This window comes from Micromonospora sp. CA-259024, assembly GCF_050936255.1.
GTDB lineage: Bacteria > Actinomycetota > Actinomycetes > Mycobacteriales > Micromonosporaceae > Micromonospora.
This window is the reverse complement of the sequence record NZ_JBNJND010000001.1, coordinates 4,320,455-4,342,647: the sequence shown is the minus strand read 5'-3', so window position 1 is coordinate 4,342,647 and position 22,193 is coordinate 4,320,455. Positions and strand designations below refer to the sequence as shown.

Genomic DNA, 22,193 nt, shown 5'->3' with positions numbered 1-22,193 from the left:
GATTATCCGATTCCTTCTGGCTCCTCGGCGGCCTATGCTCCCATGCCGTGATCCGTTTCGATGTGGGCTGTATTGGAGGTGGCCGTGAGCACATCAACGTGGCGGAATCTTCGGTCACTGCGCCATGATCCTCCTGGATTCGCGAACGGCCGGGGTGCACGTCGCAGCACCTTCCAGGCCGCCCTAGAGCAGTGCGAACAGTTCACCAAGGCGGCTACCAGTGCCGACTACGCTACCCGGCCGCTGCAACTCTTCTATGCCCTATCGCAGGGAAGTCGTGCCGTCGTCGCGGCCTCGCCAAGAATCGGACAAAGCTGGCGTGTTCACGGCCACGGGTTGAGCGCATCGACCGAGGCGCAGCAGTTGCCCGAGGTAGAGGTCTACGCAAAGGGCGTGGGACTCTTCCAGGCCATGGCGACGGTGCTGGACTTCCAGGCACTCGTGCAGGACGAACGCGTCAGGCTCGGGGATCTTTGGCCGCTCATACCGGAGTCGGCCTGGGCCCCGCTCGATAAGCAGGAGACGCTGTCGGCGATCATGTTCAGCCCGGGCGCTTGGCCACAGCATCATCATCTGTACGGGGCCGGCCTTGCCTGGATCCGGCACGCTGTTCCGAAACTCTACGGCCAAGACAAAGAGAGTCTCGCGCGTCACTTCGCGCGTTATCCCGCCCTCGATGGGCTTTCCTGGAATGCGGCCCCTAATGTGCCGTGGAATCCCAATGATTTCGCGGTGTCGCTAGACATCCATTTCGAACTTGCAAATGGTGAAAGGCCCGCGCTGATACAGCCTGGATCGCGATTGGTCGCTCGCTACGGCAGCAGCGACGGTAGTTGGCTTTTCATTACTCCCACCGTAGGCAGCATGAGCCATCCTTTGCACCCAGTATTGGCATGGTGGGCGACACTTCTCGCCCTGTCTTCGCTGGCCCGCTATGAACCAGCAAACTGGGTAAAGATGATCGACATTAACTCATCCCCCCACGCCACTGCAGTTGAACACTTGCTCGACGACGCCGTCGTCCGTATTCCGGAGATGCTGCTAAACATCCTACTGAAGATCGACGATCCGGGTTAAACGGCGACTCGCGAGACCGTGCGAGGTGCTGTGGCAGGAGGGTCCGTCAAGTGCAAGAATCGGGGCTCGTACTCTTAATTTGGTTGGCCGGCGCTGTACCCGCAACCTCCCGGCTCCGAATAAGGCCCGCTAACGCCCCAACGCGCCGAGCGTGCTGGTCTGGGACAACCCCAACAACACCCACGTCAGCGTGCGGACGCGCAGGCCGACGTGGGTGGGCCAACCTGGGCTCCCAGATGGCTGTCCTCTCGTTCGTCGACGCGGCCCGGCACTGGCTGACCGTGGGCGGCTGCTGGCCGACGCATCCGATCTCAACCCGGTCGAGGGCGTCTGGCGTGGATGAAACATGGCATCACAACACGCCGTCCGCGGCATTGACCACCTCGCCACCTGGCCAGACAGCGTTCACGCACCTGCCAGAACAGACCCACTTCGTCGCCGGCTCCCTCGTGCAGTCCGCCATGGCCCTGGCCCCGAGCCACCCTGACCGCACAGACGCCGGCCCTTCAACCTCTGTAGGCTGCGCACCTACTTGCCACATTCATACCCTCGCGCTAGCTAGGGAGGCTGCTGATCGTACTGCGAACTTCGTCTTGCGTCGGGCCTCGTGGCCGGAGCCGTCACTGGACGGCTGTATAGAGTTGCGGTATCGGTGCTTCTTCGTAAGGAGCGGGATGAGCGTAGTCCAAGTCAGATTTGTCCAAAGGGCGATCGAAGAGCGATTCGGCGACCTTATCGATCTTTCGGATGTGCAAGGCCTTCCGGATGATAAACGCAAGCAGCACTTCCTCACCCGAGGCCTAGCGGCGCTTGCCCGCCAGGTCGAGCAACCCTGTGGCGATGCGGTAGCGGCACAGTCGGTCTTCGACGGTATAGATGACAGAGGGCTGGACGCGATCAGCATCGACCGCAGTCCGACGCAGCCTCGAATCCGTTTATACCAATCAAAATGGAGTGACGGCGCAAAGGGGGGGTTTGGGGAGGCTGAAGTTCACAAGATGATCGAAGGCCTGGACCTCATCCTCGACCTGCAATTCCCTGCTTTTAATCGCCGGTTCCAACGCCACGTCGACAGTCTAGAGCAAGCTTTCGAGATCCCCACTGGCACCCCTAAAATCATTCTTGTGCTCGCCTTATTGCGGACCGAGCCGCTGAGTGCAGGCGTAAGAATGCTGCTCGAGAAAAAGATTGCTCAATACAATCGTGTAGAGGAGATGGTGGATTATAAGGTTCTCGATCTAAGGGACTTTCATCGGGCGATTCTTGGCGAGCTAGCCACGCCGAAAATAGATATTTCGGTAAGGCTAGAGGGGTTCGGTCAGGAGCCGAATCCGTACAAAGCTATGTACGGAACGATGACCGTTCCGGACGTCGCGGACTTATTTACTGAGCATCGGCGGGGACTCTTCGCTCGGAATATCCGGGATTCACTGGACTCCACTGATGTGAACGTCAAGATCCGGAATACTTTACTCACTGAGCCAGAAAACTTCTGGTACTTCAGTAACGGTATCACTATGCTATGCCAGTCCATAAAACCCATCCGCAAGGCTGTCCCCGGCGGTGTGGGGGAGTTTCAGGTAACCGGAGTCAGCGTGGTAAACGGGGCTCAGACCGTCACCGCGATACACAAGGCGTACACCACGGACTCATTGACGGCGGAGCGCGGTCGCGTCATGGTACGACTAATTTCCCTTGAAGACTGCCCGCCCGGCTTCGGTGATCAGGTCACGACGAGTACAAATACTCAGAACCCGATCGAAGATCGGGATTTCAAATCTCTCGACCCCGTTCAAATAACCTTGCGAGACGAGTTCGCCACGGCGCTTAGTCTGAGCTACGTGCTCAAGCGAGGAGAGCCTCTTCCGGAGTCAGAGCATGGTACTTCCATAACCGAGGTCGCAGAAGCGCTTGCTGCGACGCATATTAACGCAGAATACGCGGCGCTTGCTAAACGAGACGTTACCGAGCTCTGGCAGGACGGCGTTTACGAGAACATCTTCGGTTCTGCGCCTAGTGTGCATCGAGCCTGGCGATGTGTTCAGCTACTGCGTGCAGTGCGGCTCCGACTTACCGAGTTGCGCGAGGGATTTCTTTGGAGGGCTGCAGCTATGGCAGGATACGGTGATCTCCTAGTAACGCATGTCGTATTCCAGCAGCTCAACACCGATCAAATAACTAGCCCTGATTCCTCTTGGGAAATTGAGCTAGCCAAAGTAGCGGACCTTGTGGAGAGGTCTTTTGAATGGTCGTTGCAAGCTATTGATGCAGAGTACGGTACCACCAGCCACATTATTGCGGCGGTTCGCAATACGGAACGGATTCAGCAAGTTGCGAGCGCTGCTATTAGGGGCATGACGGCCGGCCATAAGCCTCCGACACTCCGCACAGGATATCGCATTCCCTCGGCGGAGGAAAGGGGTCGGCAAGTCGATGTCGTCAAGACACTCGTCGCGGCAAAGCACATTGCGGATGGAACAATGCTTGAGTTCCGCCCTGTCACGCGGGCTGACCGTCGCGATATGGCGGATTGGCTAGCGGAAAAACCGTCGCGCAGTCTCGCGCTGTGGCGCAACAGCGCGCGCGATCAACTGCAATGGCAAGAAGACCTGTCCTGGCACTCTCCGAGTGGCCTCGTTCGCAAGATGCGGAAGATGGCGTCAGGAAAGGACACTTCCGTTCAAGGTACCCTGCACTGGCACGTACCGAACGAGGGTTCACTGAAGGACATCGCCGATAATGTACGGGCCGAACGCGATGTTGCGCTTTCTGACGGGAGCGAAGCTGTTACGTGATCCGTCCGGTTGTAGATTCGATGTTACGAGCAGCTGTGGCGATGACTCCGGCCGTATTGCAGTCAGCTGTGTCGCCCCGCTCATCGGGCCGGGGGTATTCATGCCGTGCCGTCTAGTACGGCAGCCCGGGTTTGTTATGTAGATGCCGGTTGATGGGTTGGTTGGGCGTGACGGCGGTAGTGGCTGGTCCGGGCGCGTGCTTGGTGTTGGCGTCGCCAGTGTGACCAGGTCAGCCAGTGGCTGATCGGGTGGAGGGTTGGTGCTCGGCTTCGCGAAGAGGCGGCGGATTTCGGGCAGGGTCAACGGGATCACTGTCTGATCGGCTGCGGGACGGTCGCCGCGTTCGCGGGCGGCGATCACGGTCAGGATGGCCTGGGCGAGCATGATGAGGGTGACGTGGCGGTGCCAGGCGTGCCAGCGGTGGACCTGCGGTTCGTCCAGGCCGAGGGTTTTGCCGGTCTGGAAGCAGGTCTCGCTCGACCATCGGGTCCCGGCCACCCGCACCAGCACGCGTAGCGGGACTGCTCGGGCAGACCAGCAGCGGTAGAACGCCAGCTCGCCGTCGTTGATGCGGCGGCGGATCAGTAGCCAGTGGTGGCCGGCAGTCTCGTGTGCGGGTTGGGTGATGCTGATCCAGGCCCAGTCGTAGTCGCGGGCGCCTTTGGATCCGGCACCGGCGGACACCCGGTTCCACGCTCGGGTCGGTAGGTCGGCGGCGCGCCGGTCGGCGCGGACCGGGCCGTCGGCCGGTCGGGCGGTGACCTGGTGACTCTTCGCGACCGCCAGGACGTAGCCGATCCCGCGGCCTCGCAGGTCGCGGCGGAGTTGCCGGTCACCGCCGTAGACCTCGTCTGCGGTGGCCCACGCTGCGGGCGCGTTCGCGTCGAGGGCGCGGGTGAGCATCCGCCGGGCCAGGACGAGCTTCTGGCGAACTCGACGTCCTCGGGGATGCCGGCGGCGGCGCACCGATCGGGGTCGCCGGTCCATGCTTTGGGCAGGTAGACCTCCCGGTCGATCAACGTGTATCCGCCGGGCGCGGCATAGGCGCTGCACCCCGACGGTGTGCACCCCTTCTTCAGGTCACCGGTGTCATCAATGATCAACACCCCGGCCGGGTCGCCTAACGCGTCGATCACGTAGCCGCGCACGTCGTCACGGACCGCGTCGGCGTCCCAGACCGCCTCGCCCAGCAGCCGCTGCATCGCATGCGGCGACGCGTGGCCGGCCTGCTCGGCCAACTGCCAACACGACCGCGTGTCCACATTCGGCTGCAACCCGAGCAGGAACGAGCGGGCCTGCCGGCGCGGCTCCACCCGGGAGAACCGGCCCGCGATCCACGCGAACCCGGTGTCGAACTCCGCCAACCCACGGCGGCCGTCTCTCGGCCCGCAGACACGCCGGCCAGGCTGAATTCATCGCCCAGGCTGCCGTCTCAGGTGCCGCCCAGCAGCGGATCCGAGGTTCTTCGCATCAGCCGGGACCTGCCAACTTGCTCGGTGAAGCCCCAACGCCGGTAGAACGGCATCAGGTCCGGCTGGCAGACGAGTTCGATGCTGCGCACGGCGGCAAGACGAGGATGCCCGACGATGGCGTCCATCAGCATCGCACCCAGGCCAGATCCCCTCGAACCAGGCGCGACAATCACGTCAAGCACGACTGCCAGGTACACCTCGTCCGTGATCACACGCGCGAAGCCGACCAACCGCCCTGACCGCCGGTGAACTAGCGCAACGAGGAGATCAGACGCGGCCAGTATCCGCGTCACGTCGCTGACGGTCCGGCCGGCCGTCCACCAGGCGGAAGCAAACAAATCCATCAAATGCGGCAGGCAGTCGGCTCCGACCTCGTCCCGCACCTCGACCTCGGAGACCTTCACGACCACAGCATGCCAAGGTGACGCCCAGCAAGGCACCCATGACGCCAGGCACGGCGCCAACCACCGTCTCCATCAGCGGTCATCTACATAAGAACCCGGGCTGCCGTACTAGGAATGATCTCATCGAGCAAAGCGAGCAGTGGATCATGAGAGTGCGCGAGGACGTGATCGAGACGCTGGATGGGCGCCCCCGGCGGGTAGGGTTGCGATCTAGTGATCAATCCCGCAGCCAGCCGCGCGGGCTGAAGGGGCGCAGGCTTTGATTCGCCTCTGACCGGTGCCGACGGCGTCGGACCTTGGCCAACGGCTTTGACGCTTCACGCCGCTCGTCGGCGCTCAGCCGGGTTTTGGTGGTAAGGCGTCGCCAACGGCACGATGGTGTGCGTGTCTGCGGCTGTGTGCTCTCGCCCGTCTCCGCATGTTCTTGAGGTGGTGTTGGAGCGGCTGACCTACGTCAACGAGGAGACCGGGTACACCATCGCCCGCGTCGCGACCGGGCGTGGTTCGGATCTGCTGACCGTGGTCGGGGCCTTGCTGGGGGTGCAGCCGGGGGAGAGTCTGCGGTTGCAGGGTTGGTGGTCGTCGCATCCGCAGTACGGCCGGCAGTTCGAGGTCGTCTCCTACACCACTGTGCTGCCGGCGACGATCCAGGGGATCCGCCGTTATCTGAGTTCGGGGCTGATCAAGGGCATCGGGCCGGTGTTCGCCGAGCGGATCGTGGAGCATTTCGGCTTGGACACGTTGCAAATCATTGAGGATGAGCCGGGTCGACTGGTGGAGGTGCCGGGGCTCGGTCCGAAACGCACGGCGAAGATCACCGCCGCGTGGGCGGAGCAGAAGGCCATCAAGGAAGTGATGGTTTTCCTGCAGGGTGTCGGGGTGTCCACGTCGATCGCGGTGCGGATCTACAAGAAGTACGGTGACGACTCGATCAGTGTGGTGCGTAACGAGCCGTACCGGCTGGCCGCCGATGTGTGGGGGATCGGGTTCAAGACCGCTGACACGATCGCCCAGGCCGTGGGGATCCCGCACGACAGCCCGCAACGGGTCAAGGCAGGGTTGCAGTACACGTTGTCGCAGGCCACTGACAATGGCCACTGCTACCTACCCGCCCCAAGATTGGTCGCGGACGCGGTGAAGATCCTCGACGTGCCAGCCGAGCTGACCGTCCGCTGCATGGACGACCTTGTTGGTGAGGGAGGCGTCGTCCGCGAGTTGCTACCCGGTGCGGACGGGCCGGTCCCGGCGATCTACCTGGTGCCGTTCCACCGCGCCGAACAGTCCCTGGCCAGCTCCGTTTTACGGCTGCTCAGTAGCCGCACGGAACGGATGGCGCAGTTCGCTGGCGTCGACTGGGATAAAGCACTGAGCTGGCTGAAGGCACGCACCGGCACCGACCTGGCCCCCGAGCAGGAACAGGCCGTCCGGTTGGCGCTGACGTCGAAGGTCGCCGTGCTGACCGGCGGTCCCGGCTGCGGTAAAAGCTTCACCGTCCGTTCGATCGTCGAACTCGCCGCCGCGAAGAAAGCGAAGATCCTGCTCGTCGCGCCGACCGGGCGGGCCGCGAAACGACTCGCCGAACTGACCGGCCAGCCCGCCGCGACGGTGCACCGGCTGCTGAAGCTGCAACCCGGCGGGGAACCCACCTACGACCGGGACACCCCACTGGACGTTGATCTGCTGGTGGTGGATGAGGCGTCCATGCTCGATCTGATCCTGGCTAACAAACTGATCAAGGCCGTCCCGCCTGGGGCTCATCTGCTGCTGGTCGGTGACGTCGACCAGCTCCCGTCCGTCGGTGCGGGAGAGGTGCTACGGGATCTGCTCGCCGCCGATCCGGTTCCCCGGGTTCGGCTCACGCAGGTGTTCCGCCAGGCCGCCGACTCCGGGGTGGTCAGCAACGCCCACCGGATCAACGCCGGCCGATCGCCGATCCTGCAGGGCATGAGCGACTTCTTCCTCTTCCCAAGCGACGACACCGACGCCACCGCCGCGCTGGCCGTCGACGTCGCGTGCACCCGCATCGCGAAATGCTTCGGACTCGACCCGCGCCGTGACGTGCAGGTCCTCGCTCCGATGCACCGCGGCCCAGCCGGAGCAGGCGTGCTGAACAGTCTGTTGCAGCAGCAGCTCACTCCCTCCCGGGAGGGCATGCCGGAGCGCCGGGTCGGCGGCAGGGTGTTCCGCATTGGCGACAAGGTCACCCAGATCCGCAATAACTACGACAAAGGCCAAGCGGGGGTGTTCAACGGCACCATCGGGATCGTCACCGCCCTGTCCATCGACGAGCAGACCCTGACCGTGGGCACCGACGAAGACGAACTCATCGACTACGACTTCGACGAACTCGACGAACTGGCCCACGCGTATGCGATGACGATCCACCGCTCGCAGGGCTCCGAGTACCCGGCGGTCGTCATCCCGATCACGACTAGCGCCTGGATGATGCTGCAACGCAACCTGCTCTACACCGCCATCACCAGAGCGAAGAAACTCGTCGTCCTCGTCGGCTCCCGGCGGGCATTGGCCGCCGCCGTGCGCACCGTCGGCGCCGGCCGCCGCCACACCGCGCTCACCCACCGACTCGAGTCATAACAACAGGCACGACTCGCCCGCCACCGCGAGACCATGTAATCCGCACTGGCAACAGCCCACTTCCCGGCGTCGCTGGCGGCCGAGCCCATTCGAGTGACGGATGACTGCTGGGGCTGCTTCGGGCCACCCGTGCTGCGCTCGCGCTGACGCGCCGACATCGCACGATCGGGTTGGCCGTCGTAAACACGGCCGGCGGCCGGACCCATGACGCCGTCATCCACGCCATGGCCCGGCCAGCAGACGCCAAGCGCTACTACAAACTCGACCGGAAGCTCGGCGTCGTCGCCCGCTCGGGCGGCGAGATCGGCTGCTGCGCCGCCCGGGTGGCCGGGTCGGCGGGCAGGTCGCGGACGGCATACCAGCAGGCGAAGGAGGGCTGAAGGGGGCACTCTGGCGTCGCTGCGTGGTGCTGGCGGGCGATGGCGAAGCGTACTCACGGACGATGTGTGCTACTCATAGCATGCTAAGGTACTTCCGTGAAGCACAAGGAGAAGCAATGGTCAACATAGACATCAGCGCCACCGCAGCTTTCAAGATCGATCTTCTGGCGCGCGCCTGGAACATGACCGACGCAGAGACCGTGGATCGCCTCTTGGTCGAGTTCGAGTCCCGCCCACGTCGGTCATCGCAGCCCGAGCGCAGCAGCGAAACCCCAAACATGGTGGCGGTCCACGCCAGCTACCAGGGCGTTGCCGCGCAAGGACGCTATGACTCGCTGGCCGGCTCGCTGGAGATCACCGATGGTCCCAGTGCCGGGCGGGTGTTCAGAACGCCCAGTGCCGCAGCCATCGCGGTGGTGTCGGCCGTAAACCCGTCGGTCAATCCGAACCGGAACGGTTGGAATTTCTGGGTTATCACCGCTACCGGCGAGCGGCTGCAGCGCCTGCGCCCTACCGGACGCTAACCACTTGGTCCGGTGTGCCGGCATGGGATCAGTCGCGGCCCTGCTCGATCCGCTGACATCGAGCAGGGCCGTCCGCCGCCGTAGTGAAACAGATCGGTGCGTACTACCCGTACGCGCGAGACACGTCGAGGTAGTTCTCCGTACCGTCGACCCCAACGCCAATCGATTTGAAGGGATTGGGAATGGCTGCTACCTGGGAAAAGATTGTCGGCGCCATCGAGGTTTGGCTCGTCGACGCCCGCTTGGTCGCAGGTGTCGTACTGCTTCTGGTTTTCCTGGGCTGGGTCATTCTCAGCGAAGACCGCACCCACCATCTGGTCAGCCTGATCCGTGCACTGCGCCAGCCCGATCGCGCCTCGAACGACGCGCGCCGACGACGGCCAAGGAGGCGCTGATGGCCTCGCCGGGTTCCGCCAGCGCTGGGGACGGCTCGCACCAGGTCGCCACCCGCGCCGAGATCGCCCGCGCGGCGGATGTGGCAGACCAGGCCGTGAGCAACTGGGTACGCCGGTATGCGGAGTTTCCGCAGCCGGTCCGGCTGGACCGACAGGTGGTGTACCCGGTCGCCGAGGTCGCGGCCTGGCTCGACACCCGCACCATCCACCGCGATGCGCTGCTCCCCGGCGAGTTGCCGGGACAGACCTACGGGCAACGGTTGCGTACCGCGCTGGGCCTGCCGACGAACATCCCGCCCACCGAGCATGTCGAATTGACACCGCCAAAGCAACTGGTCACCCGGTTGTGGGAGCCTTTGGACAAGCTGCGCCGGAACAGCGAAGATCCCGAGTCTTACCAGGGCATCGTGCTGTCGCTGCTATGCATGCAGCAGACGGATCCGGATAGCTGGGCGGCAATCGCGAAGGCCTCAGTCGACACCATCACCGACACCGTTGCCACCGCGTGGCGGAGGCAGCCGCAGTACCTCCGGCGGGCCTACGCCGCGCTACACGAGGCGCCAGCGACCGCATGGTGGCGCCACCGCCTGGTGCAGATCGTGACCATCCTGGCCGGCCAGACCCGACCCAGTCTCCGCCCACCAGGTTCCGCGCTCAGCGATCGGATCTCCGCTGTCGACGCGTTCGACCATCTGCTTGACCGCTTCGCCAGAGCCCGCCACAGCAGCCCGGACGCCTACCTGGTCCCGGACCGACTGGCCCAGCTGATGGCCGGGCTCGCCGAACCGCAACCCGGCGGCCGGATCCACGATCCATGCTGCGGTTCGGGCGAACTCCTGGTCGCCGCCCTGGCCCAGGTGCGGCACCGGGCGCCGGCCGCGTCAGCCCTGAGGCTGTCCGGGCGCGCGATGACTGGGCGGACCTGGCGCCTGGCCGCCATGAACATCACCATCCACGGCGGTCGAGCCGACCTCGGAACCGGCCCATCGGACGATCCCGCCGAGGTCGCCGCCGGAGAGGGTCCGTACGACGTCGTCCTGGTCAACCCACCCTTCAACTCGGTCCGCTGGCAACTGGCGGCCCCGGAACGGCAACGCCCATGGCCCTACGGAGCCCCACCTGAGCACAGCGCCAACTTTGCCTGGCTCCAGCTGGCCGTGACCGCGCTGGCCCCGGGCGGGCGGGCCGTCGTGCTGATGCCCGGCGGCATCGCCGCCACCCACAACCCCCGCGAACAGGCCATCCGGAATGCCGTGGTCGATCAAGGAGTCGTACGGTGCGTCGTCGAGCTGCCCGGCCACCTGTTTCGGGAAACCACCATCCCCGTCAGCGTCTGGGTCCTCCGGGCCGCAGCCGACGACTCCCGGCCCGACATCCTGCTCATGGACGCGCGCCGTGCAGCGTGCCAGGACGGCCGTACCCACCGGGTGCTGACCGCCACCGGTTGCGAGGCAATCCTCACGACCTACAGCAGCTGGCTGACCGGCACCTTCGACCAGACATCGTCGGCTGACGGCATCACCGCCACAGCGGTCCCCATCGATCGAATCTGCCGCAGCGGATACCAGCTCCACCCCGACGCCTACCTGCGTCCGCAGGCAGCCACCAGACCGCTCAGTGGAAACCCGCAAGCGGACCTGGACCGGCTGCTCGGCGAACTTCACCGCCTCGAACAGCAGGCCCGGGCGGCGCACCTCCGACTCGAAGATCAACTCGAAAGGTTGCGGCCATGGACTCCCTGATCGGCCCGATCCCCGACGGTTGGCGAATCCAGCCGCTGAATGCCTGCTGCGAACTGCAACCCGGCCCGGGAGGCTCCGCATTGCGGGCGACGGATTACGTCCCTGTCGGGGGTGTCCCGGTGGTCAACGCCCAAGACATCGACCGTGGTCGAATTTCTATCCCCCAGGCCAACGTCAGCGCCGAAGCCGCCACGCGGCGGCTCGACCGATACCGCATCATCCCGGGCGACATTCTCCTGGTCCGCGTCGGCGGTGCCATCCGGCACGCGCTCACCGGCCCGGAACATGACCAGTGGGTGCAGGGTGGATCCTGCATCCGGCTCCGCACTCAAGGCGATGTGCTCCCGGCCTACCTGAGCTGCTACCTCACACACCCCGCGGTTGGGGATTGGCTCCTGCGACGCACCCGCCGGGGTGTGGTGTCGACTCGCACGCCCGCCACGATCGCAACGCTCCCGATCGTCATCCCACGGACCGAGGCACAACTGGCCACCATCGAGGCCATCGAGGCCATCGACGCCAAGATCCAGGTATACGAAGAGATCGTCCAAGCCACCGGAGCGCTTCGTGACCTTGTCCTTCAGCAACTGCTCTCCGGCGACCTCACCCCGGCATAGCCCAAATTCTGGTTGATCAACGCCGTGGTGGCAGCGACAACCTGCCTTCTACCAGCACAAACGCTATCCCATCCCCTGTCGCGCCGCGTTCCCATGTGGTACGGACCCGACGGCGGGCCGCCAACCTGTGCCAGCATCCTGTACCAGCCCGTAGGTAGGAGCGGGCCCCCCTTTTACCCCCCGAAAACCCCTCCCAAGCGTTGACAATCAGCGATAGGTCATGACCATCGCGTGGCGGCGTTTGTGCAGCTCAACGCCAAGAATTCGCGATCAATGACAAGTCCGGCGCCCCATCGGTCGACAACCGCGGGTTCGGGGTTCGAGTCCCTGGCGGCGCACCAGCACTGATCTGGGCACTCACCCTCGCGGGTGTGTGCCCAGATCTCGTTCTGGGGGCTACGCGGACATCCGTTACCGAGGCCGGGCAGTCCGGTGACCCGGCAATGCTGTAAAGCTGATGTCGTAGACGACTCAGCTCCACAGCAGCGTCACACCACCCTGCCGACCATCCCGACAGCGCGGCGGGCGACCGTCAGGCTTTGGCGGACCTCGTGGTGAGCCGCTCGGTAGGAGTGATGTCGTACTTCCCGTAGTAGCCGGTGGCGATCACCATCGCCTCGATGATCCGGAGGGCGTGGCCGTGGCTGCTCACGGCGACGTTGGCAGCCAGGTCGACCGGCTGCCCGCTGGCGAGACTGCCGGCCAGGGCTAGCAGTCGCCGGTCGTCGTCGGACAGTTGCCCGACCGCAGGCAGGGCGAGCATCGCCGCCCAGTCGCGGATCACCGCCACCTGGATGTCCTGGCCGTCGTCGTACTCGGGGATCTGCACGACCTCGACCAGTTCGGCGAAGCCGGGCCGGTCCGGCAATTCAGTGAAGGTCAACAGGTGTACCGCGGCCTTCACGTCGGTGGGGCGGTCGATCCAGGCGCCGGCGCGGACCAGCGCGCGCAGGGCGTCGGGGCTGAACTCGGAGGTCGGCATGGCACCGGGCTCCTTCCTGTGGGGATGCTCGCTGCCCGGAACAGTGGCCATCGGCCACTGTGGATACTAACTCCGCCGGCCTGCCCGATGGACGTGCAGAAGCCTCTACCCGCCGACTCCACGCTGGTTCTGGAGCACCCGGATGTTACGAATCGTCGTTCGCGTCGGGTGAGATGTATCCCGTCCCGTTTCCGTCGCAGAAAGGGGTTTTCCCTGGATAGCGTGATGCCGATTTGAAGATCATCGTGAGCGGCCGGCACCCCGGCCGATCTCACGGGAATCGGGTCAAACGCCCGAAGGAGGTTCCATGGCACGCACTCGCATCGCTGGAGCGCTCGCCGCCGCCCTCGTCCTACCGGCTCTCGCCGTTGTCGCCGCACCGGTGCCGGCATCGGCCGAGGCGGCCACGTCGAAGGCCGCCCAGCCGAGCGACATGCGCGAGCTCACCCGCAAGGACTTCACACTGGACGGTCAGCCGCTCGCGACGTCTTCGCGGTATCAGCCGCCTACCGGCGCGCGGAAGCAGGCGCAGCCGGCCGAGACGCCGACGGTCGGTACGGTCCGCCAGTGGCTCGGCCTCGACGACATCGAGGGGACCGTCTACCGCAAGGACTACACGCTGCGGGCCGTCGGCGAGCACATCGAGGTCTGGGTCGCCAACGACCTGGCCTTCCCGGCCGGTGACTGCCGCGCCCAGGTGCCGTCGTCGACGCAGATCACCGACGCACAGGTCCAGCACCTTGTCGACGAGTTCGACAACAACATGTACCCGAAGGAGACCAAGGCCTTCAGCACCCCGCCGGACCGCGACGGCACCAACGCCCAGATCGGGCCGGACGCCGACGGAAACGGTGGGGTCTACACCGGTGCCGGGAACAAGACCGTCACCCTCGTGGACAACGTGCGGGACGACAACTACTACAGCTTCCCGGCCGCGCCGACCTACATCGCCGGGTTCTTCTCGGCGCAGTTCAACGAACTGCTCGACCGGAACGTCATGACCGTCGACGCGTTCGACTGGCTGCACCGGATGACGGCGAACCCGCCGGACGAGCCCACCGACGACCTGTGCACCAGTCGTGGGGCGCGGCCGAACAGCTATGAGGGCACGTTCGCCCACGAGTGGCAGCACCTCGCGCACTACTACGCCGACCCCTTCGAGACGAACTGGATCAACGAGGGTCTCTCCGACTTCGCCATGTCGCTGACCGGTTACAGCGACTCGAAGGCCACGGTCTTCGACCGGGGGGCGGACGGCCACCTCTACTGCTACCAGGGGTTCGGCAGCGTGCAGACGCCGTTCAACACGAACCCGCGCGACTGCGGTGGGCCGGAGAACTCCCTCACCCTCTGGGATGAGAGCCCCAACCCGAACGCGGTGCTCGCCGACTACGGCAGCGCGTACTCGTTCATGTTGTTCCTGTACGACCGCTACGGCGCCGACTTCATGTCCCGCCTGCACCGCGACGGTGAGCGGCAGGGCCTCGCGAGCCTGGACGCCGAGTTGGAGACCGTCAAGGTCCACGACGTCTACCAGGTCATCCACGACTTCCAGTCGATGACGCTGCTCGACAAGGTCGTCGGCGACTCGCGGCTCGGGATCACCCTCGGCGTCTCGAAGAGCCGGGTCACCACGCCGAGCCTGCGCTCCACCGTCAATCTGGCCAGCACGGCAGCCAACGGTACGCCGGGCGCCGCGCCGAACGGTGCCGACTACGTGCAGCTGGCTGCGGGTAAGGGCAAGCTGCTGAGCGGTCGCGACCTGCGGTCGGTGAAGTTCCAGGGCGCGAAGACCCTGCCCGCGCTTCCGCTGGCGTGGACGACCACCACGCAGGACCCGGACCGTCCCGGCAACGCCGTTCTCTTCTCCGGTAACGCCAACAGCCTGGACTCGGCGGCGGTCACCTCGGTATCGGTGCCGACCACCGACCCGACGCTGCGGTTCCTCGCCAAGTACGGTGCCGAGTTCGGCTTCGACTACGGCTACGTGACCGTGTCGACGGACGGTGGCGCCACGTACACGGCGATCCCCGGCGACCGCACCGTCGATGGGCCGTTCGGCCCGGCGCTGAACGGTACGACGAATGGCTTCGAGGCGCGTTCGTACGACCTGTCGGCGTACGCCGGAAAGACCGTGCTGCTGGGCTTCCGTTACGTCAGCGACGGTGGCGTCAACGAGGGCGGCCTGCTGCTCGACGACATCACCCTCGGTGGGAAGACGATCAGCGACGGCACCGGCCTGGCCCCGTTCGACTCGCCCACGGAGATCCGGCCGATCGCGGTCAAGAACTGGAACCTGCGGCTCGTCGGCATCGACGAGAAGCACTCGATCGCCTGGCAGTTCGAGTCCAACGGCCGGTCCGACGTCACGATCGGCAAGCTGGAGCTGGCGGTGCTGGACGCGTTCCCCACCGTCGTGGCCATCGTCGCGTACGACGATCCGACCGAGCAGGTGACGCAGTACGCGCCGTACCAGCTCACCGTGAACGGCGTGGTGCAGCCCGGGGGTAACAGCTCGCTGAGCTGACCTGGACCCCCTGTCGCGGGGGCACTCGCCGTCGAGTTCGACAGTGAGTGCCCCCGCTTCGTTCCTGCCGGGGTCTGGTTACTTGCCGGAGGTCAGGGCCACCAGGGCCTGGGCGGTACGGAAGTACGGGTTGCGCCCGAGGTCGGCGACGGTGGTGATGTTGAAGGCCTCCTTGAGCAGCTTGGCGTCGCCCTCGCTGACCCCGGTGAGAGCGTTCACCGGGGAGTCGACCAGCTCGGCAAGGCTCTTGTCCTGGTAAGCCTTGACTACCAGCTTGGAGAAATCGGCGGCGACAGTCATGCGTACTCCTTCGATCGTTTGGGCGGACATTCCGCCCAGTTGTGAAACTTGCGGGTGAATTAGATCATCAGGCCGCACAGCGGTCTACAAAGGACCGTGTGCTCGCTCGGTCTGCTGGGACTACGCGAGGGTGGGCTCCCGGCGCAGTTCGGACGCGGAGCTGTCGGGCTCGCCGGCGGTGGTCTCTGGCAGCCGGTGCTCCAGGTTGGTGATGATCGCGCGTAGTTGGGCCAGCTGCTCGTGGATCGACGGCTCGTCGAGGTCTGCCGAACCCTCCGGTCGGGCGGCCCGTGCCGCCGCGGCGCGCTCTTCCTGATGGGCCTCGTCCAGCGCGTTCAGGACCACGCCCACCAGGAGGTTCGTGAGCAGGTAGCAGGCAGTGATCATGTACGAGACGTAGTACAGCACCGCCCATTCCGTGACCTCCCGGCCAGCCTGGAGTGTGTCGGTGATGCCGTCCAGCGACAGCAGCAGGAACAGCGTGAGCATCGCCTGCCCGACCGTGCCGTACCGCCCGGGAATCGCCGCGCCGAACAGCATCCAGCCGAGCATCGCGTACCCGTACAGCACGAGCACCGTGACCAGGAGGAAGCTGCCGAGCCCGGGAAGGCTGCGCCGGATCCCGACGAGGATCACGCGCAGGCTGGGGAAGAGGCGGAACGCGCGGACGATGCGGGCCAGCCGCAACAGCCGCAGCATGGTGACGTTCTCGCGTACGCCGGGCACCAGTGGTGCGACGACGATGAGCAGGTCGAAGACGTTCCACGGATCCCGGAAGAAGTGCGCCGGCTGTCGCAGGTGCGCCCCGAACCGCGCCAACAGTTCGACCACGAAGTACGCCAGGCACGCGTACTCGATGGCCTGGAGTGGGGGTCCGGCCACCGCGATCGTTCGGCCGTACGTCTCCAGGCCCAGCGCCACCGCGTTGAGGGTGATCACGATGAAGCTGGCCAGATTGAACCAGGGGGCGGCTACCAACTCCTGGCACGCGTCGGTCAGGCGGTACGCCCGACCACGTGCTGCGCTCGTCATCACACTCCTCGACCCGTCCGGCACCGCGCAGCAGGCTAGATCACCCAGGTTTCGGGGAGTGGACGGCCCGACCACTACGGACTGAACCTGGATCCGGGCGCCGGCGGTGGCGGCCACCGACATCGATGGCCGCCGCGCGACGCGTTGTCGCGGTGAGGTCACGCCTCCGGCGTGGCCTCGGCCTGCTCCTCGCCGCTCGTGGGCTCCTCGACCTCGTCGGCCGCCTTCGCGGGCGCCGGCACGGTCCAGGAAAACTCGATCTCGACGGACAGTTCCGTCTCGCTCTCGCGCTCGATCTCCAGCTCACACCGGACGGAGTCGGCGACCGTCACCGCGCCTGCGGCGCCGTAGAAGATCCGTCCGTCAGACTCCAGCTGGTGCGCCAGTTGACGCAGCCAGGCTGCCAGGTCGGCCCGTGACACCGTGCGGGCGTCCTCGTAGATATCCATGCCGGCCATGCTGTCACTCCACAGAGGATCGACAGCGAGGCGGGTAGAACGGCGTGTGCGTCGAGCACGTGATATGGATCTTGCGAGGGCGTCCGAGCGTGTGCAGAGGGCCACGTCGAGCACGTCCGCGTCAGGTCGCCTTCAGCGATGCGAGGACGTCGAGGTAGTGCGGGTTCTTCATGACGCCCAGCACGTTGCCGAACGGGTCGACGACCGACGCGGTGACGAACCCCTCGTCCCCGTGCGGGGTGATGGGTTGGTACTCCGTGGCGCCCATCGCCAACAGCCGTTCGACGGTGGCGTCGAGGTCGTCGACGTGCCAGTGCATGACCACGCCGCCGGGCCCCGTCGCGGCGCCGGGCGGCGCGTACCTGCGGTCGATGATGCCCAGCTCGGCCTGGTGGTCGCCGATGCGGAACTCGGTGTACGCCGGTCGGCCGTCCGGCCCGGGGCGCAGGAAGTACGCCTCAACGCCGAGGAAGTCCGCGTACCAGGCGGTGGCTGCCGCCACGTCGTCCGCCCAGATGTTCAGTGTGGCGAAGCCTCGCAGGCTCATCAGGCGTCCTCTCGTCGATGTCGTTGGTGTCGACGTTATCGGCGATTGCGGAAGCTCCGCTTCCGCAATGGCTGACGAAATGCTTGCGTTGGCAACAAAACCGGGCGACGATGACCTCAACATCCGTCGATGCATTGGAGTGCGCGCATGCGAGCAAGAGCAGCCCGGGCCGGCGCAGTACTGACCATGTCCGCGATCATGACCGCCGCGCTCGGCCTCCTGGCCTCTCCCGCCTCGGCACAGGAAACCGGACTGAGCTTCTACAGTGGAAACTTCACCACCCTGGTGGCCAACGTCCCGGCCCCGACCGGCACGTGCGCCCCGCTCCCCCCGACCGCCGACAGCCACGTCGGTTGGAGCAACTTCGAGGACGTCGTCTTCTACCAGACCTCGGACTGCTCCGGCCAGGCGACGGGCATGAGCACGCTCAGCACCTACCCGGCCGGGCGGTGGACGAGCTTCCTCGCCAGCTGACCCTTCCGTGTTCCGGGACGGGCCGAACCTGACGGTACGCCCCGTCCCGGGCCGGGAAGCGATGACGGAACACCCCGCAGGCCGTATATCGCGACCCTTTCCGGGTAGTCGCCGTTGCGATGACGAATGGCGGGGACAGCGTGGAGACGACCTACCCGGCGGTGGAGGAGCACGGTCTGATCGGTGACCTGCAGACCGCGGCGCTGATCAGCACGGACGGCACGGTCGACTGGTTCTGTGCGCCCCGCTTCGACTCACCGAGCGTCTTCGGCGCGCTGCTGGACCGCCGCAAGGGTGGCCACTTCCAGTTCTCACCCGACGGCATCGACTACACGAGCAAGCAGCTCTACCTGCCCGGCACGCCGATCCTGATCACCCGCTTCCACAGCGCCGACGGCGTGGGGGAGTTGTTGGACTTCATGCCCGTCACCGGTGAACGTGCCACTGAGCAGCACCGGTTGATCCGGTTGGTCAGGATGGTCCGGGGGAGTATGCCGTTCCGCTTCGACTGCCGCCCCCGTTTCAACTACGGTCGCGATCCGTACGAGCTTGAGACGCACCCCGAGGGCGTGGTCTTCCGGAGTCGGACCCTGACCCTCACCATCGCGCCCTTCAAGCACGTGGAACGGCTGATCGACGCGGGGAGCATTCGACGCGACGAGGAAGGCGTGGCCGCACGGTTCACGCTGCACGCGGGTGACATCGGTGGGGTTGTCCTGGAGACGGCCTGCCCGCACGCGCCCCGAGCGCTCAGCACCGAGGAGGCGTGCGAACTGCTCGCCGAGACCCGGGACTTCTGGCGGCGGTGGGCGGGTCGTTCCCGCTACACCGGTCGCTGGAGAGAGATGGTCGAGCGGTCGGCGATGACGCTCAAGCTGATGACGTACGCCCCGACCGGCGCTCTGGTCGCCGCACCCACCGCGGGGTTGCCGGAACAGGTCGGCGGGCAGCGGAACTGGGACTACCGCTACACCTGGGTCCGGGACGCGTCCTTCTCGGTGCACGCGCTGCTCCGGTTGGGCTTCACCGAAGAGGCCCAGAAGTACCTTTTCTGGCTCGACGCCCGCATCCGCGAAGCCCGCGACGGCGATCTGCCCCTGCAGGTCATGTACCGGATCGACGGCTCACCGGATCTCCCCGAGGAGGTGCTGGGTCATCTGGAGGGTTACCGCGGCTCGGCGCCGGTGCGGATCGGCAACGGCGCGGCGGGCCAGCTACAACTCGACATCTACGGCGAGGCGCTCAACTCGTTGGAACTCGCCGACCGGAACGGGCTGGTCGCGCCGTACGAGGGATGGCGAAAGACGGCAGCGTTGATGGACTGGCTCTGCGAGCACTGGAACCAACCCGAGGACGGCATCTGGGAGACCCGGTCCGGTCGGCAGGACTTCACCTACGGGCGGATGATGTCCTGGGTGGCGCTCGACCGTGCCATCCGCCTCGCCCAGCGCCGCGGGCGCCCCGGCGACACCGCTCGCTGGACCACCGAACGCAACGCCATCTACGAGCAGGTCATGACCCGTGGGTTCCACCCCGGGCGCCGCGCGTTCGTGCAGCACTACCGCACCGACATCCTGGACGCCTCGCTGCTCGCGATGCCCGGGCTGGGTTTCATCTCGCCGACCGACCCGATGTGGAAGTCGACGCTGCGGGCGATGGACGCCGAGCTGGTCTCCGACAGCCTGGTCTACCGCTACGACCCGAACGCCTCGCCGGACGGCCTCGCCGGCACCGAGGGCACCTTCAACATGTGCACCTTCTGGTACGTCCAGGCGCTCGCCCAGGCCGGCCGGCTCGACGACGCACGGTTGACCTTCGAGAAGATGCTCACCTACAGCAGCCCCCTGGGCCTCTACTCCGAGGAGATCGCCCCGACCGGTCAGCAGATCGGCAACTTCCCGCAGGCGTTCAGCCATCTCTCGCTGATCAGCACGGCGGCCCACCTCGACGAGCTGCTCGACAGGCAGCACTGACCGCTCGGGTCAGAACAGCGTCAGGGGCTCGACCGGTATCGGCTCGGGCAGCGCCGCAAGCTCGGGTACGCGTGCGCGTACCTCGTCGTGGAACCGGCGGGCGAGCACGGGTGCGTCGCCGTTGTCCGGCGTGTGGATGAACATCGTCGGCGAGCGCCCCTCGCGCAGCCAGGTGACGGTGACGTCGACCCAGCGCTGCCACCCCTCGACGGTCCGGGTGGTGTCGTCGCGACCGAGGTAGCGGACGATCGGCCGGTCGGTCAGCGCCACCGACCGGAGCGGCACCCGCGGTTTCTTGGTCCAGGCGTCGCGCTCCGCGTCGCTGGTCGGCGGGGTGGTGAAGAACGCGGTGGTGTCGAACGGGACCCACTCGGCGTCCGCGCTGCCGAGGGTCTGTTCGAGGAGCCGGATCGCGTTGGGGTCGGTGAAGAACGCCGGATGGCGCACCTCCACGGCGTACCGGTGGGAACGGGGAAGGTGGCCCAGGAAGCGGCCCAGGGTCGGAACGTCGGCGGGAGAGAACGAGCCGGGCAACTGGATCCAGAGGGCATGGGTACGCGGACCGAGCGGCTCGATCGCGTCCAGGAAGGCGTGCAGCGGCTCGCCGGTGTCGGTGAGCCGGCGTTCGTGGGTGACGACCTTGGGAAGCTTGAGGACGAAGCGGAAACCGGGATCCGTCTGCGCGGCCCACGCCGCCACGGTCTCCCGGGTCGGCGTCGCGTAGAACGTCGTGTTTCCCTCCACGGCGTCGCACCAGCCGGCGTAGTGCCGCAGACGCTCCTGCGGCGGGAGTGGATGTGCCAGGAGGCGGCCCTGCCACGACCGGTGGGTCCACATCGCGCATCCGACGGAGAGCCGCACGTCAGCCCTCCCTCCGTGCACCGCGCCTGGCCGGAGCCCACGGTATACGGGTGCCGGACACGACACGACCGACGGTGCGGCAGCAGGGTGCGTGGCCGGCGCTCCGCCTATCCGACGGTGACGTCGAGCGTCGCGAGCTGTGCCGGGTCGGCCACCACCTCGATGCCGATGATCCGGTCGGTGACGATGAAGCTGACCACAAGCTTGACGATCCCGTCGAAACCGACGACCGCGCCCGGCATCCCATCGACGTACGCCGGCGCCGCCCCCTGGGCGCGGCCGTTGAAGAAGCCGGCGATGACGGCCGAACCGCGCGTCTCGGCGGCCGAACCCATGCTCGCGGCCACCGGGTCGGCGCGCATGACGACGTGCGGGTCGAGCAGGCTGACGAGGTCGTCGAACCGGCCCTCCCGCGACGCGGCGAGGAATGCCTCGACGACGCGTCGCTGACGGGCCGGATCGGTCTCCCGGACGGTTCCGACCTGGTGCACCCTGCGGCGTGCGCGGCTGGCGATCTGGCGGACGGCGGCGGGACTTCGATCGACCACGGCGGCGATCTCCTCGAACGACACGGCGAACATGTCGTGCAGGACGAACACGAACCGTTCGGTCGGCGCGAGGGTGTCCAGGACGACGAGGAGCGCGCGGCCGACGGACTCGGTCAGCACGGCCTCACCCTCGGGGTCGACCGGAGCGCCGTCGATCGGGTCGGGTTCCGGTGCGGCCCTGTCCCACAGCTGTTCGGGACGAGCGGTACGCGCGCGCAGCCGGTCCAGGCAGACCCGGCCGACGGTGGTCGTCAACCACCCGGGCAGGTTGTCGATGCCCGTGACATCGGCTCGGCTGAGGCGCAACCAGGTGTCCTGGACGGCATCTTCGGCCTCCGTGCCGGAGCCGAGTATCCGGTGGGCGATCGTCCGTAGCCGCGACCGGTTCTCCTCGAAGCGCCGGGCCAGCAGGTCCGCCTCGTTCATGACCTCGTCCCCCCGGGATGGACCTGAGCGGCTCTGTGACCGCCACCACATCTGTCACGCCGTC

At 66.2% G+C, this 22,193-nt stretch carries 20 protein-coding genes and 1 pseudogene; 11 read left to right on the top strand and 10 right to left on the bottom strand.

Annotated features, from left to right (window positions below; all coding sequences use genetic code 11):
- Window positions 1–84 precede the first annotated feature (84 nt).
- Together ACQEUX_RS19235 and ACQEUX_RS19230 are read left to right on the top strand one after the other, a co-directional pair.
- Window positions 85–1,077 (top strand): YaaC family protein, encoded by a 993-nt coding sequence (locus tag ACQEUX_RS19235; protein ID WP_433049436.1) that lies wholly within the window; start codon window positions 85–87, stop codon window positions 1,075–1,077.
- Window positions 1,078–1,751: 674 nt separating this feature from the next.
- Window positions 1,752–3,872, top strand: coding sequence for an AIPR family protein (locus ACQEUX_RS19230; RefSeq protein WP_433049433.1), 2,121 nt, complete (start codon window positions 1,752–1,754; stop codon window positions 3,870–3,872).
- On the opposite strand, the gene ACQEUX_RS19225 is transcribed toward ACQEUX_RS19230, so the two are convergent.
- The 3 genes and pseudogenes from ACQEUX_RS19225 to ACQEUX_RS19215 all read right to left on the bottom strand — a co-directional run bounded on the left by ACQEUX_RS19225 (window position 3,795) and on the right by ACQEUX_RS19215 (window position 5,748).
- Window positions 3,795–4,556 (bottom strand): hypothetical protein, encoded by a 762-nt coding sequence (locus ACQEUX_RS19225; protein WP_433050020.1) that lies wholly within the window; start codon window positions 4,554–4,556, stop codon window positions 3,795–3,797. The two genes, ACQEUX_RS19230 and ACQEUX_RS19225, sit on opposite strands and share 78 nt — an antisense overlap.
- 93 nt (window positions 4,557–4,649) lie before the next feature.
- Window positions 4,650–5,134, bottom strand: a pseudogene (locus ACQEUX_RS19220) (transposase); the annotation flags it as partial.
- Window positions 5,135–5,304: 170 nt separating this feature from the next.
- Window positions 5,305–5,748 carry a GNAT family N-acetyltransferase gene (locus tag ACQEUX_RS19215; protein ID WP_433049430.1) on the bottom strand — a complete coding sequence of 148 codons (444 nt, stop codon included), beginning with the start codon at window positions 5,746–5,748 and terminating at the stop codon, window positions 5,305–5,307.
- A gap of 375 nt (window positions 5,749–6,123) precedes the next feature.
- Between ACQEUX_RS19215 and recD2 the strand changes: the two genes are divergently transcribed.
- From recD2 to ACQEUX_RS19185, 6 genes are all read left to right on the top strand, one after another.
- Complete coding sequence (recD2, locus tag ACQEUX_RS19210) at window positions 6,124–8,343, top strand: SF1B family DNA helicase RecD2 (RefSeq protein ID WP_433049427.1); 2,220 nt, start codon at window positions 6,124–6,126, stop codon at window positions 8,341–8,343.
- A 224-nt stretch (window positions 8,344–8,567) separates the two neighbouring features.
- Window positions 8,568–8,723, top strand: a complete 156-nt coding sequence (locus tag ACQEUX_RS19205) for a hypothetical protein (RefSeq protein WP_433049425.1) — start codon at window positions 8,568–8,570, stop codon at window positions 8,721–8,723.
- Between the two features lie 116 nt (window positions 8,724–8,839).
- The gene (locus ACQEUX_RS19200) at window positions 8,840–9,247 is read left to right on the top strand and encodes a hypothetical protein (protein WP_433049423.1); all 408 of its coding nucleotides are present in this window, start codon (window positions 8,840–8,842) and stop codon (window positions 9,245–9,247) included.
- Between the two features lie 182 nt (window positions 9,248–9,429).
- Window positions 9,430–9,642: a hypothetical protein gene (locus tag ACQEUX_RS19195; RefSeq protein WP_433049420.1), complete on the top strand. Its 213-nt coding sequence runs from the start codon at window positions 9,430–9,432 to the stop codon at window positions 9,640–9,642.
- Window positions 9,642–11,384: an N-6 DNA methylase gene (locus tag ACQEUX_RS19190; protein WP_433049417.1), complete on the top strand. Its 1,743-nt coding sequence runs from the start codon at window positions 9,642–9,644 to the stop codon at window positions 11,382–11,384. Before ACQEUX_RS19195 ends, ACQEUX_RS19190 begins: the two co-directional genes overlap by 1 nt.
- Window positions 11,372–12,001: a restriction endonuclease subunit S gene (locus ACQEUX_RS19185; protein ID WP_433049414.1), complete on the top strand. Its 630-nt coding sequence runs from the start codon at window positions 11,372–11,374 to the stop codon at window positions 11,999–12,001. Before ACQEUX_RS19190 ends, ACQEUX_RS19185 begins: the two co-directional genes overlap by 13 nt.
- A gap of 532 nt (window positions 12,002–12,533) precedes the next feature.
- Here ACQEUX_RS19185 and ACQEUX_RS19180 read toward each other — a convergent pair.
- Complete coding sequence (locus tag ACQEUX_RS19180; RefSeq protein ID WP_433049411.1) at window positions 12,534–12,983, bottom strand: hypothetical protein; 450 nt, start codon at window positions 12,981–12,983, stop codon at window positions 12,534–12,536.
- Window positions 12,984–13,290: 307 nt separating this feature from the next.
- On the opposite strand from ACQEUX_RS19180, the gene ACQEUX_RS19175 reads away from it, so the two are divergent.
- On the top strand, window positions 13,291–15,510 hold the full coding sequence (locus ACQEUX_RS19175; RefSeq protein ID WP_433049408.1) for a peptidase M6 immune inhibitor A: 2,220 nt from the start codon (window positions 13,291–13,293) through the stop codon (window positions 15,508–15,510).
- Between the two features lie 78 nt (window positions 15,511–15,588).
- On the opposite strand, the gene ACQEUX_RS19170 is transcribed toward ACQEUX_RS19175, so the two are convergent.
- The 4 genes from ACQEUX_RS19170 to ACQEUX_RS19155 form a co-directional block, all read right to left on the bottom strand.
- A complete protein-coding gene (locus ACQEUX_RS19170) occupies window positions 15,589–15,810 on the bottom strand; it encodes a hypothetical protein (RefSeq protein ID WP_433049405.1) in 222 nt (73 codons plus the stop codon).
- 120 nt (window positions 15,811–15,930) lie between these two features.
- Window positions 15,931–16,842 carry an ion transporter gene (locus ACQEUX_RS19165; RefSeq protein WP_433049402.1) on the bottom strand — a complete coding sequence of 304 codons (912 nt, stop codon included), beginning with the start codon at window positions 16,840–16,842 and terminating at the stop codon, window positions 15,931–15,933.
- A 158-nt stretch (window positions 16,843–17,000) separates the two neighbouring features.
- Window positions 17,001–17,291, bottom strand: a complete 291-nt coding sequence (locus ACQEUX_RS19160) for an amphi-Trp domain-containing protein (protein ID WP_433049399.1) — start codon at window positions 17,289–17,291, stop codon at window positions 17,001–17,003.
- Between the two features lie 130 nt (window positions 17,292–17,421).
- Window positions 17,422–17,847, bottom strand: coding sequence for a VOC family protein (locus tag ACQEUX_RS19155; RefSeq protein WP_433049396.1), 426 nt, complete (start codon window positions 17,845–17,847; stop codon window positions 17,422–17,424).
- A 147-nt stretch (window positions 17,848–17,994) separates the two neighbouring features.
- On the opposite strand from ACQEUX_RS19155, the gene ACQEUX_RS19150 reads away from it, so the two are divergent.
- The gene (locus tag ACQEUX_RS19150; RefSeq protein ID WP_433049393.1) at window positions 17,995–18,321 is read left to right on the top strand and encodes a hypothetical protein; all 327 of its coding nucleotides are present in this window, start codon (window positions 17,995–17,997) and stop codon (window positions 18,319–18,321) included.
- Window positions 18,322–18,461: 140 nt separating this feature from the next.
- The gene (locus ACQEUX_RS19145) at window positions 18,462–20,294 is read left to right on the top strand and encodes a glycoside hydrolase family 15 protein (RefSeq protein ID WP_433049390.1); all 1,833 of its coding nucleotides are present in this window, start codon (window positions 18,462–18,464) and stop codon (window positions 20,292–20,294) included.
- Window positions 20,295–20,303: 9 nt separating this feature from the next.
- On the opposite strand, the gene ACQEUX_RS19140 is transcribed toward ACQEUX_RS19145, so the two are convergent.
- On the bottom strand, window positions 20,304–21,131 hold the full coding sequence (locus tag ACQEUX_RS19140) for a DUF72 domain-containing protein (RefSeq protein WP_433049987.1): 828 nt from the start codon (window positions 21,129–21,131) through the stop codon (window positions 20,304–20,306).
- Window positions 21,132–21,262: 131 nt separating this feature from the next.
- Complete coding sequence (locus tag ACQEUX_RS19135) at window positions 21,263–22,129, bottom strand: sigma-70 family RNA polymerase sigma factor (RefSeq protein WP_433049387.1); 867 nt, start codon at window positions 22,127–22,129, stop codon at window positions 21,263–21,265.
- Between the last annotated feature and the right edge of the window lie 64 nt (window positions 22,130–22,193).

Excerpts from the sequence above, each read along its gene's own strand:
- ACQEUX_RS19230 (WP_433049433.1), top strand. The coding sequence starts at position 1,752 with ATGAGCGTAGTCCAAGTCAGATTTGTCCAAAGGGCGATCGAAGAGCGA.
- recD2 (WP_433049427.1), top strand. The coding sequence starts at position 6,124 with ATGGTGTGCGTGTCTGCGGCTGTGTGCTCTCGCCCGTCTCCGCATGTT.
- ACQEUX_RS19205 (WP_433049425.1), top strand. The coding sequence starts at position 8,568 with ATGGCCCGGCCAGCAGACGCCAAGCGCTACTACAAACTCGACCGGAAG.
- ACQEUX_RS19200 (WP_433049423.1), top strand. The coding sequence starts at position 8,840 with ATGGTCAACATAGACATCAGCGCCACCGCAGCTTTCAAGATCGATCTT.
- ACQEUX_RS19195 (WP_433049420.1), top strand. The coding sequence starts at position 9,430 with ATGGCTGCTACCTGGGAAAAGATTGTCGGCGCCATCGAGGTTTGGCTC.
- ACQEUX_RS19190 (WP_433049417.1), top strand. The coding sequence starts at position 9,642 with ATGGCCTCGCCGGGTTCCGCCAGCGCTGGGGACGGCTCGCACCAGGTC.
- ACQEUX_RS19185 (WP_433049414.1), top strand. The coding sequence starts at position 11,372 with ATGGACTCCCTGATCGGCCCGATCCCCGACGGTTGGCGAATCCAGCCG.
- ACQEUX_RS19180 (WP_433049411.1), bottom strand. The coding sequence starts at position 12,983 with ATGCCGACCTCCGAGTTCAGCCCCGACGCCCTGCGCGCGCTGGTCCGC.
- ACQEUX_RS19175 (WP_433049408.1), top strand. The coding sequence starts at position 13,291 with ATGGCACGCACTCGCATCGCTGGAGCGCTCGCCGCCGCCCTCGTCCTA.
- ACQEUX_RS19170 (WP_433049405.1), bottom strand. The coding sequence starts at position 15,810 with ATGACTGTCGCCGCCGATTTCTCCAAGCTGGTAGTCAAGGCTTACCAG.
- ACQEUX_RS19165 (WP_433049402.1), bottom strand. The coding sequence starts at position 16,842 with ATGACGAGCGCAGCACGTGGTCGGGCGTACCGCCTGACCGACGCGTGC.
- ACQEUX_RS19160 (WP_433049399.1), bottom strand. The coding sequence starts at position 17,291 with ATGGATATCTACGAGGACGCCCGCACGGTGTCACGGGCCGACCTGGCA.
- ACQEUX_RS19155 (WP_433049396.1), bottom strand. The coding sequence starts at position 17,847 with ATGAGCCTGCGAGGCTTCGCCACACTGAACATCTGGGCGGACGACGTG.
- ACQEUX_RS19150 (WP_433049393.1), top strand. The coding sequence starts at position 17,995 with ATGCGAGCAAGAGCAGCCCGGGCCGGCGCAGTACTGACCATGTCCGCG.
- ACQEUX_RS19140 (WP_433049987.1), bottom strand. The coding sequence starts at position 21,131 with ATGTGGACCCACCGGTCGTGGCAGGGCCGCCTCCTGGCACATCCACTC.
- ACQEUX_RS19135 (WP_433049387.1), bottom strand. The coding sequence starts at position 22,129 with ATGAACGAGGCGGACCTGCTGGCCCGGCGCTTCGAGGAGAACCGGTCG.